The 15977-nt window shown below is 62.3% G+C and carries 14 protein-coding genes; 13 read left to right on the top strand and 1 reads right to left on the bottom strand.

Going from position 1 to position 15977, the window contains the following annotated elements:
* Positions 1 to 74 precede the first annotated feature (74 nt).
* From infB to IAU67_RS05205, 5 genes are all read left to right on the top strand, one after another.
* Complete coding sequence (gene infB, locus IAU67_RS05225) at positions 75 to 2711, top strand: translation initiation factor IF-2 (RefSeq protein ID WP_151841660.1); 2637 nt, start codon at positions 75 to 77, stop codon at positions 2709 to 2711.
* Positions 2712 to 2740: 29 nt separating this feature from the next.
* Positions 2741 to 3181, top strand: a complete 441-nt coding sequence (rbfA, locus tag IAU67_RS05220) for a 30S ribosome-binding factor RbfA (protein WP_151841659.1) — start codon at positions 2741 to 2743, stop codon at positions 3179 to 3181.
* The gene (locus IAU67_RS05215; protein ID WP_151841658.1) at positions 3171 to 4484 is read left to right on the top strand and encodes an MATE family efflux transporter; all 1314 of its coding nucleotides are present in this window, start codon (positions 3171 to 3173) and stop codon (positions 4482 to 4484) included. The genes rbfA and IAU67_RS05215 overlap by 11 nt, the downstream gene beginning before the upstream one ends.
* A gap of 62 nt (positions 4485 to 4546) precedes the next feature.
* The gene (locus IAU67_RS05210) at positions 4547 to 5374 is read left to right on the top strand and encodes a metallophosphoesterase family protein (RefSeq protein WP_151841657.1); all 828 of its coding nucleotides are present in this window, start codon (positions 4547 to 4549) and stop codon (positions 5372 to 5374) included.
* On the top strand, positions 5371 to 6054 hold the full coding sequence (locus tag IAU67_RS05205; protein WP_151841656.1) for a 4'-phosphopantetheinyl transferase family protein: 684 nt from the start codon (positions 5371 to 5373) through the stop codon (positions 6052 to 6054). The genes IAU67_RS05210 and IAU67_RS05205 overlap by 4 nt, the downstream gene beginning before the upstream one ends.
* Here IAU67_RS05205 and truB read toward each other — a convergent pair.
* Positions 6051 to 6947 (bottom strand): tRNA pseudouridine(55) synthase TruB, encoded by an 897-nt coding sequence (gene truB, locus IAU67_RS05200; RefSeq protein WP_151841655.1) that lies wholly within the window; start codon positions 6945 to 6947, stop codon positions 6051 to 6053. The two genes, IAU67_RS05205 and truB, sit on opposite strands and share 4 nt — an antisense overlap.
* A 33-nt stretch (positions 6948 to 6980) precedes the next feature.
* On the opposite strand from truB, the gene IAU67_RS05195 reads away from it, so the two are divergent.
* From IAU67_RS05195 to IAU67_RS05160, 8 genes are all read left to right on the top strand, one after another.
* Positions 6981 to 7970 (top strand): bifunctional riboflavin kinase/FAD synthetase, encoded by a 990-nt coding sequence (locus IAU67_RS05195; protein WP_187767860.1) that lies wholly within the window; start codon positions 6981 to 6983, stop codon positions 7968 to 7970.
* Between the two features lie 67 nt (positions 7971 to 8037).
* Complete coding sequence (gene rpsO / locus IAU67_RS05190) at positions 8038 to 8307, top strand: 30S ribosomal protein S15 (protein ID WP_151841653.1); 270 nt, start codon at positions 8038 to 8040, stop codon at positions 8305 to 8307.
* Positions 8308 to 8457: 150 nt separating this feature from the next.
* On the top strand, positions 8458 to 10758 hold the full coding sequence (locus IAU67_RS05185; protein WP_151841652.1) for a polyribonucleotide nucleotidyltransferase: 2301 nt from the start codon (positions 8458 to 8460) through the stop codon (positions 10756 to 10758).
* A gap of 38 nt (positions 10759 to 10796) precedes the next feature.
* The gene (gene dapB, locus IAU67_RS05180; RefSeq protein ID WP_151841651.1) at positions 10797 to 11540 is read left to right on the top strand and encodes a 4-hydroxy-tetrahydrodipicolinate reductase; all 744 of its coding nucleotides are present in this window, start codon (positions 10797 to 10799) and stop codon (positions 11538 to 11540) included.
* 2 nt (positions 11541 to 11542) lie between these two features.
* Positions 11543 to 12298: an FAD-dependent thymidylate synthase gene (gene thyX, locus IAU67_RS05175; protein WP_151841650.1), complete on the top strand. Its 756-nt coding sequence runs from the start codon at positions 11543 to 11545 to the stop codon at positions 12296 to 12298.
* Positions 12299 to 12363: 65 nt separating this feature from the next.
* Complete coding sequence (gene dapA, locus IAU67_RS05170) at positions 12364 to 13272, top strand: 4-hydroxy-tetrahydrodipicolinate synthase (protein WP_151841649.1); 909 nt, start codon at positions 12364 to 12366, stop codon at positions 13270 to 13272.
* A gap of 24 nt (positions 13273 to 13296) precedes the next feature.
* Positions 13297 to 15279: a ribonuclease J gene (locus IAU67_RS05165; RefSeq protein WP_151841648.1), complete on the top strand. Its 1983-nt coding sequence runs from the start codon at positions 13297 to 13299 to the stop codon at positions 15277 to 15279.
* Between the two features lie 4 nt (positions 15280 to 15283).
* Positions 15284 to 15937, top strand: a complete 654-nt coding sequence (locus tag IAU67_RS05160) for a TIGR03085 family metal-binding protein (RefSeq protein ID WP_225723448.1) — start codon at positions 15284 to 15286, stop codon at positions 15935 to 15937.
* Positions 15938 to 15977: the final 40 nt, after the last annotated feature.

Raw genomic sequence — 15977 nt, 5'->3', positions numbered from 1 at the left:
TCACGATCAAGTACGGGAGCCGTACGTAGCCGGTGAGATTCTGGCCTGCGGCTCCATAAACCAAAAGGAGAGTAGTGCCCGGAAAGCTACGCGTTCACGAGCTCGCGAAAGAACTCGGAATTACCAGCAAAGAACTTCTCGCCACGCTGAAGGAGCAAGGCGAGTTTGTTAAGACTGCATCCTCGACCGTAGAACCGCCTGTGGTCAAGAAGATGAAGGCCTTCTACAAGGTCGACGAGAAGAAGGATGCCGAGAAGGCTCCGTCTAGTGCATCCAAGCCAGGACCTAAGCCGGGTCCCAAGCCAGGACCTAAGCCTGGGCCGGCAGCACAATCTAGTCCAAAGCCCGCGCCCAAGCCAGGTCCTAAGCCGGGTCCCGGTCCGAAGCCGGGTCCGAAGCCTGGACCTAAGCCAGGAGGCCGTGCGCCTCGAGTGGCGAACAACCCATTCTCCTCCGGCAACGGAGACGGCCGCCCGGCGCCACGCCCACGCGGTGGTCAGGCAACCCCTGGCGACATGCCACGTCCGGGCAACCGCCCCGGCGCGCGTCCAGGCCCACGTCCCGGCGCAAAGCCTGGTCAGGGTGGTGCCAAGGGCCGCGGCTCCGGAGCATCGGAGCGTCAGGGCGGCGGCCGTCGGCCATCGCCGGCTAACATGCCGAAGCAGCCGAACCCAGGCCAGATGCCAGCCCACGCCAGCGGATTCAACGGTGGCTCCGGCGGCGGTCGCGGCAGCGGTGGCCCCGGCGGACCAGGAGGTCCACGCGGCGGCCGAGGTGGGCGTCGGGGAGGCACGGCAGGTGCGTTTGGACGTCCAGGTGGCGCACCGCGTAAGGGACGCAAGTCGAAACGTCAGAAGCGCAACGAGTACGAGGCAATGCAGGCACCATCCGTTGTGGGTGGCGTGAAGCTGCCGAACGGTAAGGGTGCCAGCCTGCGCCTCGCTCGTGGTGCGTCCCTGATGGACTTCGCCGAGAAGATCGACGCCGATGCCGCAGCATTGGTCCAGGCCCTGTTCAACCTGGGTGAGATGGTTACCGCCACCCAGTCCGTGTCCGATGAAACCCTGATGCTTCTGGGTGAGGAGATGGACTACAAGGTGGAGGTTGTCTCCCCAGAGGATGAGGACCGCGAGCTGCTGGAATCCTTCGATCTGCAGTTCGGTGAGGACGAGGGTACGGATGAGGATCTGGCCAAGCGTCCTCCAGTGGTGACCGTGATGGGTCACGTGGATCACGGTAAGACCCGCCTGTTGGACACCATCCGCAAGGCCAACGTGGGTGGCGGAGAAGCTGGCGGCATTACGCAGCACATCGGCGCCTACCAGGTTCCCGTGGACATGGAGGGCGAGGAGCGTTTGGTGACATTCCTGGATACCCCAGGTCACGAGGCCTTCACCGCCATGCGTGCCCGTGGTGCGAAGTCCACGGACATCGCGATCCTGGTGGTTGCGGCGGACGACGGCGTGATGCCTCAGACCGTGGAGGCCATCAACCACGCGAAGGCTGCAGACGTGCCGATCGTGGTGGCTGTGAACAAGATCGATAAGGAAGGCGCTCAGCCGGACAAGATTCGTGGCCAGCTGACCGAGTACGGTCTGATCCCAGAAGAATATGGTGGAGAAACCATGTTCGTGGACATCTCCGCAAAGCAGGGCACCAACATCGAGTCCCTGCTGGAGGCCGTGCTGCTGACTGCGGATGCGTCTCTGGATCTGCGCGCGAACCCGGACATGGACGCCCAGGGCGTGGCCATCGAGTCTCACCTGGACCGTGGACGCGGACCTGTGGCGACCATCCTGGTGCAGCGCGGTACGCTGCGCGTGGGTGACTCCATTGTGGTCGGTGACGCGCACGGTCGTGTGCGCCGCATGATCGACGAGCATGGTCTGGACGTGGACGAGGCTGGACCATCGCGTCCTGTCCAGGTCCTGGGTCTGACCTCGGTGTCCGGTGCTGGCGATAACCTGCTGGTGGTGGACGAGGACCGTACCGCTCGCCAGATTGCTGACCGCCGTTCGGCCCGCCGCCGCAACGCCTTGCAGGCCAAGAACCGTAAGCGCGTGTCCCTGGAGGATCTGGATGCAGTGTTGAAGGAGACGAATACGCTGAACCTGATCCTGAAGGGCGACAACGCGGGTACCGTCGAGGCCCTGGAAGATGCCCTGCTGAAGATCGAGGTGGACGACGAAGTGGCGTTGAACATCATCGACCGCGGTGTGGGTGCTGTGACGGAGACCAACGTCAGCCTGGCGGCTGCCTCCGACGCAGTGATCATCGGCTTCAACGTCCGTGCCGAGGGCAAGGCTACCGAGGTGGCCAACACCGAAGGCGTGGACATCCGGTACTACTCGGTGATCTACCGCGCGATCGAAGAGGTCGAGGCAGCTCTGAAGGGCATGCTGAAGCCTATCTATGAGGAGCGCGAGCTGGGCCGGGCGGAGATCCGTGCGATCTTCAAGGCCTCCTCCGTGGGCCTCATTGCAGGTTGCATGGTGGAGTCCGGCAAGGTCCGCCGCAACGCGCAGGTGCGTCTGGTGCGCGATGGAAACGTGGTTGCCGAGAAGGCAAACATCGATTCCTTGCGCCGCGAGAAGGACGACGTCACCGAGGTGGCGGCCGGTTACGAATGCGGTATGGTGCTGTCCTACCCAGACATTCAGATCGGCGATGTCATCGAGGCCTACGAGTTGGTTGAGGTTCCACGCGACTAGTCGTGTGGTGACAGTGTGAAGGAGAAATAATGGTTGATCACGCCCGTGCCGCTCGCATGGCCAAGCGTATCCAGCAGATTGTGGCCTCGGCGATCGAGCGAGAGATCAAGGATCCTCGCTTGGAGTTCGTGACCATCACGGATGCCCGTGTGACGGGCGATCTCCACGACGCGACGGTGTTCTACACCGTCCGCGGCAAGACGGTCGACGAGGAGCCGAACCTCGCGCAAGCAGAGCGCGCCTTGGAGAAGGCTCGCGGCCAGCTGCGCAAGATTGTCGGCGACCAGCTGTCGGTCCGTTTCACGCCCACGTTGAGTTTCTCCTTCGACTCGGTGCCGGAGGTTTCGGCACACATGGAAGAACTGCTGGCAAAGGCTCGCGCCCAGGACGAGGCGATTCGGGCGCAGGCGGCGCAAGCCACGCCTGCGGCGGATGGTGATCCGTACAAGCCGAGCCGCGATGAGCAGTAGCAGTACCCCCAACGCTAGGAGCATTCTTGCCCTAGCGTTTCCTGCTCTCATTGTCCTGTCGGCCACCCCGCTGTACCTGTTGTGGGATACCGCCGTGGTGGGCAGGTTGGGTGCCCAGGAGTTGGCCGCGTTGGCGGCCGGCTCCACGGTGCTGAGTACCGTCACCACCCAGCTGACGTTTTTGTCCTATGGCACCACCGCCCGCGCCGCGCGACACTACGGTGCCGGGCGGCATGCGGACGCGGTCTATGAGGGCGTGCAGGCCACGTGGGTGGCCGTTGCCGTGGGCGCACTGTTGGTGGCTGGGGTGTTCAGCTTCACGCACCCGATTATGAGCTTCTTCACCCGCGATCCCGAGGTCCAGGACCTGGCTGTGCAGTGGATGCACGTCACGTGCGCGTCCATCATTCCCGCTCTCATTGTGATGGCGGGTAATGGCTGGTTGCGCGGCATGTCCAATACCCGGTGGCCGCTGTGGTTTACGCTGCTGGGCGTGGTGCCGATGGCGGTGACCGTCCCCGTGGCCGTGCGGCACTACGGGATGGTGGGCTCGGCTTACGCCAACGTGTTGGGTGAGTTCATTGTGGCCACCTGCTTCCTGATTGCCCTCGTGCTGCGGTGGAGGGCCGTGGGGGATGGGCGCTCGATGGCGCCCCAGTGGCCGATCATCAAGGCGCAGCTGGTGCTGGGCCGCGACCTCATTGTGCGTTCCCTGTCCTTCCAGGTCGCCTTTATTTCGGCTGCGTCGGTGGCGGGGAGCTTCGGTGCGGCGTCGTTAGCCGCGCATCAGATCTTGCTGCAGTTGTGGAACTTCTTGACGTTGGTGCTGGATTCGGTGGCCATTGCCGCCCAGGCGCTGGTGGGGGCGGCGCTCGGTGCCCAGCGGTGGCTGCATGCCCGCCGCGTGGGCGTGATTGTGCTGCGTTTTTCCATGGTCGCCTCGGTGGTGATTGTGGTGGGGCTCGCTGCGGGTGCGTCGGTGCTGCCGCGCCTGTTTAGCTCCGACGCCGAAGTTCTCGATGCCATGAGCGTTCCATGGTGGATGCTGGTCGTGTTGGCGCTGCTGGGTGGCGTGGTGTTTGCCCTGGATGGCGTTCTGTTGGGGGCGTCCGATGTGGCGTTCTTGAGGACCGCCACGATTGTCAGCGCGCTGGTGGGGTTCTTGCCGGTGGTCTGGTTGGCGAAGGTGTTCGACTGGGGTCTGCCCGGCGTGTGGTGCGGCCTGGTGGCGTTCGTGGCGGTCAGGCTGGTCGCGGTGGTGTGGAGGTTCCGCGGGGATGCATGGATTGTTAACACAAGTTAATTTTTTTCACTATAGTTAACACAGGTATGCACCTGTGGATGGTGGGAGAGAGGCGAACAACCATGAAGAAGCGCACCCTGTGGGCTGTGAGCGATCTTCATATCAACTCTCCCGGCAACAGGGCTCTGATGGACGAACACGTCCAGCCCCAGCACCCCCAGGACTGGCTCATCGTCGCGGGAGACATCGCTGAGAAGATGGAGGTGGTGATCGACGTACTGCGCGAGCTGCGCCAGCGCTTCGAGCAAGTGATCTACGCCCCCGGCAACCATGAAATGTTTTCCCGAAGCCAGGACACCTTCAAAGGCAAGAACAAGTATCAGGCCTTGATCAGCGCCTGCCGCTCCATTGGGGTGCTGACCCCGGAGGATCGGTATCCCGTGTTCGCGGGCCACACCGTGGTGCCCATGTTCACGCTCTACGATCACTCGTGGCGCGATCCGGCGATCACACCCAGCCAGGCCATCGACGCCGCGATCGAAAACGGCTTCGTGCTTACAGACCACTGGGCCATCTCGCCGTTCGAGGACGTTCCGCAATGGTGCCGCGAGCGGCTGAGCTACACGGTGAGCCGGCTGTCTCGTGTTGACGGACCCACCATCTTGGTGAATCATTGGCCCTTGGTGAGAGAAGCAATGCAGGGAATCCCCGCCCAAGATATCGGCCTGTGGTCCGGCACGAGGCACACGCAGCAATGGCCTCGCCGGTACCGCGCCACGGCGGTGATCTATGGGCATCTGCACGTTCCTCGCACAATTTCGCTGGAAGGTGTAACACATGTGGAGGTCTCACTCGGTTATCCCAAGGAAAGACTTCGCACACTGCCACCCAGACTTCACACTCACACGTGGCCATACCCAGTTCTGACAGAGGAGGTGTCCATCCCATGAGGCGCGATGTATTGCTGAAAAACACGCTCATCGACGAGTCTCTGGTGCCCGCGGGCACCCGCTGCGTGGAGATGCACACGTCTTCGGAGAACCTTGACCACTACCTGCTGTTGGACGAAGCGGAACAGGAGCTGGTGGCGCACGCTGTGGATAAGCGCAAGTCCGACTTCGGCGACTCCCGCTGGTGCGCTCACCAAGCGATGCGCGAGCTAGTGCACGATGGTCTGATCATGCGAGGTCAACGCGGCATGCCCGTCTTTCCGGAGGGCATTACCGGATCCTTGACGCATACCGAGGGCTTCCGCGCAGCCATCGTGGGACGTAGCTACCAGTGGAGGTCCTTAGGCATCGACGCCGAACCGGCAACCCACCTGCCCGAGGGAGTGTTCCCGGCCATCGCCCGGCCAGAAGAGCAGCGCCGCCTCCGGCGCCTGGTGCGGCACCACGACATTCCTGTAGTGGATAAGGTCCTCTTCTCCGCAAAGGAAACCACGTACAAGGCATGGTTCCCCCTGACGCGCCGCTTCTTGGATTTCGATCAGGCTGATATTGACATCCGCCCCGATGGCACGTTCACGTCCTATCTCTTGACCCGCCCCGTGCCCGTGCCCTTCATCCAAGGGCGCTGGGCCGTGCGGGACGGCTTCGTGGTGACGGTCGCCGGCGTCGCTCGTACCTAGAGGCCATGCGGGCGGGCTACGAACACGCTCGCCGCGCGGCGTCCCTGCTCCTTGAGCAGAGCCATCGCCTGGCCGCTGGGAGTGACCACCGCGTAGACCTCCTTCCGGCCCACCGGCTCCAGCCACTTACCCATGGCAATGTCGGTGCCCTGCTCCTCGCTGATTTCTCGGGTGGGGAAGCAGCGGATCATCGCGGTGTCCAAGTCCATCGTCAAGGAATTATCCTCCTCCAGCTGCTCCAGCGTGCGGCAGTCGGCGATGTCAAAAGGCCCCACGGACGTCCGACGCAAGGCGACCAGGTGGCCACCCACGCCCAAGTCCTCGCCCACGTCCCGGGCAATCGAACGGATATACGTTCCAGAAGAACAGTGGACGGCCATGCGGACGTCGATATGATCGGGCGCCTCGGCGTCGATGCCTAAAATATCCAGAGAGTGCACGGTGACGGGGCGCTCCGGCAGCACCACGTCCTCGCCAGCCCGGACACGCTCATGGGCGCGCCGACCATCGATCTTGATGGAGCTCACAGAGCTGGGACGCTGCATAATGTCGCCCACCTGACGCGCGCACGCCTGGCGCACACGCTCCTCGGTGAGCCCCGCAGTGGAGGTGGAGGACAGGACATCGCCCTCGGCGTCGTCGGTCACGGTGGACATGCCCAGCCGCATGGTGGCCTCGTAGCGCTTGTCATGGGTGACCACATGCGCCAGGAACTTCGTGCCCCGCTCCACACCGACCACCAACACACCCGTGGCCATCGGATCCAACGTGCCCGAATGCCCCACGCGACGGGTCCCCATAATCCGGCGCAGACGGGCCACAACATCGTGCGATGTCATACCCGCCGGCTTATCCACAAGAACCACACCAGAGGAATCGAGGATGCTACTCATGCAGACCATCATAGGTGGAGTAAAGTTGCGGGGGTGACTATCTGGTATGGACTCGACAGGGTTCCCGAACATTTGGGACGCAACGGAACTGTAGTGACCATCGGTGTGTTCGACGGCGTGCACCGAGGACACCAAGAACTGGTAACACGGGCAGTGGCACGGGCGCGAGAGCTCGACGTGCCCTCCGTCATGTTCACCTTCGACCCGCACCCCACCTTCATCTTCCGTCCCAGCAGCGTGCCCAAGCTGCTAGGCACCGTTGAGCAGCGCGCGCAGCTGGCGCACGACATGGGGATCGACCACGTGGTGGTCATCGGCTTCACCCCAGAGATCGCCTCTTGGAGCCCCGCGGAATACGTGGACCGCGTGCTGGTTGAGCTGCTTAACGCGAAGTCCGTGATCATCGGGCAGAACTTCACCTTCGGGCACAAGGCCTCCGGAACGAGTGAGAGCATGCGTGAGCTGGGGGAGGCGCGCGGCATCGACGTGGACGTGGTGACCCTGCAGGAAGAGGACGAGCACGTCATCTGCTCTACGTGGATCCGGGACGCGCTCGCCGAGGGGAAGGTTGCCGAGGCGATGACCGCGCTGGGCAGGCCGTTTGCCGTGCAGGGTGAAGTGACCCACGGAGCGGGGCGTGGGGGCCGAGCGTTGGGCTTTCCCACCGCGAACCTGTACTTCCAGGACATTTATGCGCTGCCTGCGGATGGGGTGTACGCAGGGTTCGTGACCGTTGTGGATTCCGGCCAGGACGCCGAGAAGGTGGGCACCATGCCTGTGGGACAGCGGCTTCCGGCGGCTATCTCCGTGGGTACGAACCCCACCTTCGGGCACGAACCCCGCAGCGTGGAATCCTTCATCCTGGATCACGAGGCCGACCTCTACGGCAAGGACGTGCGCGTAGAGTTCATCGAACACCTGCGTGGGATGGAAACCTACGAGTCCCTGGATGAACTCATCCGCGCCATCACGAATGATGTTGCGCAGACGCGCCGCGCTGTGCTAAAGTTCCAAGGTCTGTGACTGTGGTCCACGGTAGTTGCAGCATGACCTTTTGCGTGGACTGAAACAACTACTAAGGAGATAATCCATGGCACTGTCCAAGGAGCAGAAGGCTGAAACCCTCAAGGAGTTTGGCCTGCACGAGACCGACACCGGTTCCCCAGAGGCTCAGATCGCACTGCTGACCGTCCGCATCCGTCAGCTGACCGAGCACCTCAAGTTCCACAAGCACGACCACCACTCCCGCCGTGGTCTGCTGCTGCTGGTTGGTCGCCGCCGTGGCCTGCTGAAGTACCTGTCCGAGAACAACGTTGACCGTTACCGTTCTCTGATCGAGCGCCTGGGACTGCGTCGCTAGGCTCATTGTTAGTAAAAATCACGCCACTATCGCTGACGATAGTGGCGTTTTTTGCATAGTAAGGTAGCCTTTTTGACGTACGACCGTTTGAACGCTCAGGCCGGCACCGATGATTTGGCCACGTGAGCGCTCAAGCAGAAAGTTGAGAGCATGAGCCCTCAGAAGAAGAACACGAAGAAGACTACGAAGCCCGCCAAGATCCAGGCGGAATTGGTGGACGACGAAGCCGGCATCTGGCAGGCCTCCGCCACCATCGACAACGGTGATTTCGGACAGCGCACCATCACCTTTGAAACTGGCTTGCTTGCCCGCCAGGCTGACGGGGCAGTGACCGCATACCTGGACGAGGACACGATGATGCTGTCCACCACGTCCTCCTCCAACACCCCACGCGAGGGCATTGACTTCTTCCCGCTGACAGTGGACGTGGAAGAGCGCATGTACGCCGTGGGGCGCATCCCCGGTAGCTTCTTCCGCCGTGAAGGCCGCCCGGGCACCGAAGCCATCCTGGCATGCCGACTAATCGACCGTCCGCTGCGCCCCACCTTCGCGAAGGGACTGCGCAACGAGGTACAGGTCATCGTGACCGTGTTGTCCCTGGACCCACAGGATATGTACGACGTGGTGGCCATCAACGCCGCCTCCGCATCCACCCAGCTGTCTGGCCTGCCTGTATCCGGCCCCGTGGGCGGTGTGCGCATGGCTCTGGTGGCAGACGAGGATCACCCAGACGGCCAGTGGGTAGCGTTCCCCACCCGCGAGCAGGCGGAGCAGTCCGTGTTCGAACTGGTTGTTGCCGGCCGTGTGACGGAGCCAGCGAAGCCGCGCGGCCGTGGCCGCAAGCCAGCCCAGTCCACGCCGAATGTGGCCGTGATGATGGTGGAGGCCGGCGCTACCCACAACGTGGTGGAGCGCATCGCTGAGGGCGCCCCTGCTCCTACGGAGGCCGTGGTGGCCGAGGGCATCGAGGCTGCTAAGCCTTTCATCGCCACCCTGTGCGAGGCTCAGGAGGCTCTGGCGAAGGCTGTGCCGAGCGAGCAGCGCGAACTGGAGCTGTTCCCACCGTTCGGTGCCGACGTGCAGACCGCCGTGGAGGCCGAGGCCCTGGAAGCCCTGGGCGACATCATGAGCATCGCCGACAAGCAGGAGCGTGACGACGCCCTGGCCGCGAACCTGGAGGAGACAGTCGACGCCCTCGGTGACACGTTCCCTGAGCGCGAGAAGGAAATCGCCGCGGCACACAACGACGTCACCAAGCAGCTCGTGCGCCGGCGCATCCTGGAAGATGGTTTCCGCATCGACGGCCGCAAGAGCACCACTATCCGCGACCTCGGCATTGTGGTCCAGCTGGTGCCACGTGCCCACGGCTCCGCCCTGTTCGAGCGAGGCGAGACGCAGATCCTGGGTGTGACCACCCTGGACATGCTGAAGATGGAGCAGCAGATCGACTCTCTGGCTCCGGAGACTCACAAGCGCTACATCCACCACTACAACTTCCCGCCGTACTCCACCGGAGAAACCGGCAGGGTCGGTTCGCCGAAGCGGCGTGAAATTGGACATGGTGCCCTGGCCGAGCGCGCTTTGGTGCCGGTGATTCCCTCCCGCGAGGAGTTCCCGTACACCATCCGCCAGGTCTCTGAGGCGTTGGGATCCAACGGCTCCACCTCTATGGGATCCGTCTGTGCCTCCACCCTGAGCCTGTATAACGCTGGTGTGCCGCTGAAGGCACCCGTGGCCGGTATCGCCATGGGTCTCGTGACCGGCAAGGTGGGTAACAAGGACAAGTACGTGACCCTGACCGACATTCTTGGTGCCGAGGACGCCTTCGGCGACATGGATTTCAAGGTGGCCGGAACCGAAGACTTCATCACGGCTCTGCAGCTGGACACCAAGCTCGACGGTATTCCTTCCGAGGTGCTCGCCGAGGCGCTGGGCCAGGCACGCGAAGCACGTCTGGAGATTCTGGGCCTTATGAACGACGCGATTGACGCCCCCGATGAGATGAGCGAGTTCGCTCCTCGTATCACCAGCGTGACGGTCCCCGTGAACAAGATCGGTGAAATCATCGGCCCTAAGGGCAAGAACATTAACCAGATCACCGAGGACACCGGCGCGAACATCACCATCGAGGAGGACGGCACCGTCTTTATTTCGGCGACCAGCTCCACCGCGGCGGAGGAGGCCACGGAGAAGATCAACGCCATCGCTAACCCGCAGTTGCCGAAGGTGGGAGATCGCTTCCTGGGCACGGTCGTGAAGACCACTGCCTTTGGTGCGTTCATCTCCCTGCTGCCAGGCCGCGATGGCCTGCTGCACATCTCCAATATCGGTGGCGACCGTCGCATCGAGAAGGTGGAGGACGAGGTGTCCGTTGGCGAGAAACTGGAAGTGGAAATCGCCGATATTGATAACCGCGGCAAGATCTCGTTGATTCTGGTCGACGAGGACTAAGGCACCGCACAACGCAATCGAGTGAAGGGAAAGCACAGATGACTAAGGTCGGAGTTTTGGGAGCACAGGGCCGCGTTGGCTCAGCCATCGTGACGGCAGTGGAGGCCGATCCACAGCTGGAGCTGGCCGCGGCACTGGATGCCGGAGACGATCTGCAGCTGCTCGTCGACAATGGGGTAGAGGTCGTGGTGGACTTCACCATCCCCGCCGCCGTGATGGACAACCTCAAGTTCTGTGTGGAGCACGGCATCCACGCCGTGGTGGGAACCACCGGGTGGACCGAAGATCGCTACGCACAGCTTAAAGAATGGCTGGCCGCCAACCCTTCCACAGGTGTGCTGATCGCGCCGAACTTTGCCATCTCCGCAGTGCTCACGATGAAGTTCGCGGAAATCGCGGCACCCTACTTCGAGTCTGCCGAGGTTGTGGAGCTGCACCACCCCAACAAGGTGGATGCGCCTTCCGGAACAGCGGTGCACACTGCAGAAGGTATCGCGCGGGCGCGGGCAGCGGCCGGCCTGGGCGAGCAGCCGGACGCCACCGAGCAGGCTCTGCCGGGAGCTCGCGGCGCTGACGTGGACGGCGTTCCCGTGCACGCTGTGCGCATGACCGGCATGGTCGCGCACGAGCAGGTCATCTTCGGCACTCGAGGACAGTCTCTGACCATCAAGCAGGATTCCTACGACCGTGAGTCCTTCGTCCCGGGAGTGCTGCTCGGCGTCGAAAAAATTGGGTCGCATCCCGGGTTGACGGTGGGACTAGAGCACTTTATGGACCTGTAAGCATGGCCACCATCGCCGAGCTCTCCATCGACCTGGTGGGGCACACCACGTTCGCCCCACCGAGTGATGTGCGGTGGAGTACGGATGCCGCGGACGGGTCCGCCCTGTCGGAGTTCGCCGGACGCGCCTGCTACGAAACGTGGGATAAGCCCAACCCGCACACGGCCACGAACCAGGCCTACGTGCGTCACATCCTGGATGTGGGGCATACTGCGGTTCTGGAGCACTCCTCGGCGAGCATGTACCTCCGGGGCGTGTCGCGCTCGTGCAGCCATGAGATCATGAGGCATCGGCACTTCTCTTTTTCACAACTGTCGCAGAGGTACGTGCCCGCGGAGGAAGCACGCGTGGTAGTGCCGGCGGCAGTGCGGGCTGATGAGCAGCTCACGCGCCTGTTTCTTCAATCCGCCGATGTCGCTCATCAGGCCTACGAAGAGATTCTTCAAGGCATTTCGGCGCAGGGGCTGAATCAAGGGTCCCACGCCGCGGTGCGGGCGAAGCAGGCTCGTCAGGCAGCGCGCGCTGTGCTGCCGAACTGCACCGAAACCCGTTTTGTCATGACCGGAAACTTCCGCAGCTGGAGGCACTTCATCGGGACACGCGCCGCCGAGCATGCGGACCCGGAGATTCGGCGGATCGCAGTAGAATGCCTCGAGAAGCTGAAGCAGATTTCGCCCGAGGTGTTTGATGACTTTAGCGTGGTAGATCTGGTCGATGGTGGCCGCATGGCCACCAGCCCTTATGTCAACGAATTTTAGTGCGCGGCTCACTTAAGCCGTGCCAATTCAACAGTTTGCTATCGAGAAAGGTACTGTGGGGAGCTATGAGTACAGGTATTGTGGCAACGAACGGAGCCGAGCATTTCGGCACGATCTCAGTTGCGATGGTGACTCCTTTTAAGAAGGACGGAACCGTCGACTTGGACGCCGGTGTATCACTCGCTGGTCATCTGGTAGAACAAGGCCTCGATTCTCTGATCCTCGCCGGAACTACCGGCGAATCTCCAACCACTGGAGCATCGGAGAAATTAGACCTGCTCAGAGCAGTACGATCCGAACTGGGAGACAGTGTGAAGCTGGTCGCCGGTGCAGGATCGTACGATACGGCTGCCTCTGTGGAACTCGCCAAGGCCTCTGCTGAGGCCGGCGCAGATTCACTGCTGGTCGTGACGCCTTATTACTCCCGTCCAAGCCAGGAAGGATTGGTTCAGCACTTCACCACGGTGGCAGATGCTGTGGACATTCCTATCTGTCTGTATGACATTCCTTCTCGCTCTGTGATCCCCATCGAACAAGACACCCTGCGTCGTCTTGCAGAACACCCCAACATCCAGGCAGTGAAAGACGCTAAGGGCGATATCTTCCACGCCATGGAACTCATTGAAACCACCGATCTCGCCTGGTATTCCGGCGACGATCCGCTCAACCTGCCGTGGCTTGCCGCGGGGGCAACTGGTTTCATTTCCGTCATTGGACACGTGGCAGCCGCGGAACTTCGCGCACTGCGCAACGCCTATGACGCAGGGGATCTTGCTGAAGCCCGACGCATCGCTGTGTCCCTGGCTCCATTGCAAGAAGCGCAGGCTCGGTTGGGAGGCGTTACATTCGCCAAGGCAGCACTGAAGCTTCTTGGGCATGACGTGGGAGCACCACGCCTGCCCATCCTCGAACCTAGCGATGCTGAATACGAACAGCTCGCTCACGACTTACAACGAGCAGGATTCCTTCAGTAAGGACACCGCTCGTACAAGGGAAATATGACTGAACAACGTTCCAGGGCACGCAAAGTGACCCGGAAGGCTGGTTCTCCTAGCGCTGAGACCGTAGCAGCGGCACAGGAGAACGGCGAAGAGACGAAGAAGAACACGAATAATAAGAACGGCGGGGGACGAAACCGCCGCTCTCGCGGAGGCCGCGGAAACGGTGGCAACGGCGGACGCAACCGCGGAGGTCGCGGGCAGGACAACCAGCGCTCAGGCGCATTGAAGACAATGCAGGGCGCTGACCTCACTCAGCGCCTCCCTCAGCCACCAAAGCTGGCCAAGGGCGATCTGCGCATCGTCGCGTTGGGTGGTATCTCGGAGATCGGCCGCAACATGACTGTCTTCGAGTACAACGGCCGCCTGCTCATCATTGACTGTGGTGTGTTGTTCCCGAGTTCCGATGAGCCGGGCGTGGACCTGATCCTGCCAGACTTCTCCTACATGGAGGACAAGTGGGACCGTGTGGAAGCACTGGTGGTGACCCACGGTCACGAGGACCACATCGGCGCCATCCCATGGATGCTGAAGCAGCGCGCTGATATTCCTATCATCGCCTCTCGCTTCACCTGCGCGTTGATCGCTGCGAAGTGCCAGGAGCACCGTCAGCGTCCGAAGCTGATCGAGGTGGATGAGAACTCCCACGAGTCTCGCGGGCCTTTCGACATCCGCTTCTTCGCGGTAAACCACTCCATCCCGGAGTGCCTGGGCATCGCACTGAAGACTGGTGCGGGCCTTGTTGTCCACACCGGCGACATCAAGCTAGACCAGACCCCGCTGGACAAGCGCCCCACGGACCTGCCCGCACTGTCCCGCTTCGGCGACGAGGGCATCGACCTGTTCCTGTGCGACTCCACGAACGCCACCACGCCGGGTGTGTCCGGTTCGGAGGCTGATCTGGTGCCGACCATCAAGCGTTTGGTGGGCGACGCCAAGCAGCGCGTGATTTTCGCCTCCTTCGCGTCGAACGTGTCGCGCGTGCAGTCCGCGGTGGATGCCGCCGTTGCCGCGGGCCGTAAGGTCGCCTTCAATGGCCGTTCCATGATCCGCAACATGGAGATCGCGGAGCGCATGGGCTACCTGAACGCGCCAAAGGGAACCATCGTCACGATGGACGAGGCTGCAAAGATGGCGCCGCACAAGGTTCTTCTGGTGACCACGGGCACCCAGGGTGAGCCGATGGCCGCCCTGTCCCGCATGGCTCGTCGCGAGCACCGCCAGATCAACGTGAAGGCTGGAGACCTGATCATCCTGTCCTCCTCCTTGGTGCCTGGCAACGAAGAGGCCGTGTTCGGCGTGATCAATATGCTCTCGCAGATCGGTGCCACCGTGGTTACTGGACGCGACGCCAAGGTGCACACGTCTGGTCACGGCTATGCTGGCGAGCTGCTGTTCCTGTACAACGCCGCGCGTCCGCGCAATGCGATGCCAGTCCACGGTGAGTGGCGGCACATTCGCGCCAACAAGGAGCTCGCGATCTCGACTGGTGTGAACCCGAAGAATATTCCATTGGCACAGAATGGTGTGTTTGTGGACCTGCACAAGGGCCACGCCAAGGTGGTTGGTCAGACCACCGTCGGTAACTTGTACGTGGATGGTTCCCGGATGGGTGACATCGGAACCGAGGTTCTGGAAGACCGCACGGCCATGGCCGAAGGTGGCCTGGTGTCCATCACCGTGGTGATCGATAACCGCACCGGCCGTCCTCTGGAGGCTCCGACGGTGAAGACCAATGGCTTCTCCGACGACGCCCGGGACATCGTGAAGGAACTCACCGGTGCCGTGGACAACATCATGTTGGACCTGGCCGGTGAGGGCGAGAACGATCCATACCGAATGGCTCAGAAGATCCGCCGCAAGGTCGGCAAGATCATTAGCGATAAGTGGAAGCGCAAGCCATTCATCGTGCCTACGGTGGTGCCGATGACCAGTGAGATCGTCGAGGAGATCGACGAGACCTTGACGCGGGAGTCTCAGTAGTACCGTGCGCCTTCGCCATGTGCTCGCCTCGGACTTCGCTCGACGTGAGCGTCAGGGCTTGGCCGAGGCCTTGAGGGCCAGCGGCCCGGATGCTCCCACGCTGTGCGAGGGGTGGACCACCAAGGATTTGGTGGTCCACCTGGTCCTGCGCGAATCGCGTCCCGATGCGGCCGTGGGGATGTTTGTCCCAGCCGTGTCCGGCCATTTGGATTCCGTGACGGCGAAGTATTCCGCCTTGCCTTATGAGGAGTTAATTCGGCGCTTTGAAGCGGGGCCTCCCTGGTGGTCGCCGATGAAGCCGCTGGATAGAGTGGTGAACGTCACTGAGAACTTTATTCACCGGGAAGATGTTCGACGCGCTGGGGGAGGGGAGGCGCTGGCCCGACCCTTGGACGACCAGGACCGCGAGCTGTTGTGGTTCTTTATCGATGGCCGCGCGTCCCTGCTGGTGAAAAAGTCCGAGGTTCCCATTGAATTGCGGTGGAAGAACCGGACTGTGCGCTGCGGCGCAGCATCACGCGGCAAGGGTGAGACCTTGACCATTGAGGGCGATCCGCAAGACCTGCTGCTGTGGTTGTTTGGGCGGGATGCTGCCGTGTCCCAGCTGACGATCAGTGATCCGGGCCTGTTTCAGCGCGTGAGTGGCCGCTCAGTCTAGAAGATCGGCGCCACGCGCGTGTTAAAGATGTTACTTATGT

Origin of the sequence: Corynebacterium zhongnanshanii, from assembly GCF_014490575.1 — a bacterium.
Taxonomy (GTDB): Bacteria; Actinomycetota; Actinomycetes; order Mycobacteriales; family Mycobacteriaceae; genus Corynebacterium; species Corynebacterium zhongnanshanii.
The sequence above is the reverse complement of the archived record's forward strand: the minus strand, read 5'-3'. Positions and strand labels throughout refer to the sequence as shown.

Bases quoted from the DNA above. Each gene is read 5' to 3' on its own strand.
- rpsO (WP_151841653.1), top strand. From the start codon at position 8,038: ATGGCACTGTCCAAGGAGCAGAAGGCTGAAACCCTCAAGGAGTTTGGC.
- IAU67_RS05165 (WP_151841648.1), top strand. From the start codon at position 13,297: ATGACTGAACAACGTTCCAGGGCACGCAAAGTGACCCGGAAGGCTGGT.
- dapB (WP_151841651.1), top strand. From the start codon at position 10,797: ATGACTAAGGTCGGAGTTTTGGGAGCACAGGGCCGCGTTGGCTCAGCC.
- truB (WP_151841655.1), bottom strand. From the start codon at position 6,947: ATGAGTAGCATCCTCGATTCCTCTGGTGTGGTTCTTGTGGATAAGCCG.
- IAU67_RS05185 (WP_151841652.1), top strand. From the start codon at position 8,458: ATGAGCCCTCAGAAGAAGAACACGAAGAAGACTACGAAGCCCGCCAAG.
- IAU67_RS05205 (WP_151841656.1), top strand. From the start codon at position 5,371: ATGAGGCGCGATGTATTGCTGAAAAACACGCTCATCGACGAGTCTCTG.
- IAU67_RS05215 (WP_151841658.1), top strand. From the start codon at position 3,171: ATGAGCAGTAGCAGTACCCCCAACGCTAGGAGCATTCTTGCCCTAGCG.
- IAU67_RS05210 (WP_151841657.1), top strand. From the start codon at position 4,547: ATGAAGAAGCGCACCCTGTGGGCTGTGAGCGATCTTCATATCAACTCT.
- rbfA (WP_151841659.1), top strand. From the start codon at position 2,741: ATGGTTGATCACGCCCGTGCCGCTCGCATGGCCAAGCGTATCCAGCAG.
- thyX (WP_151841650.1), top strand. From the start codon at position 11,543: ATGGCCACCATCGCCGAGCTCTCCATCGACCTGGTGGGGCACACCACG.
- dapA (WP_151841649.1), top strand. From the start codon at position 12,364: ATGAGTACAGGTATTGTGGCAACGAACGGAGCCGAGCATTTCGGCACG.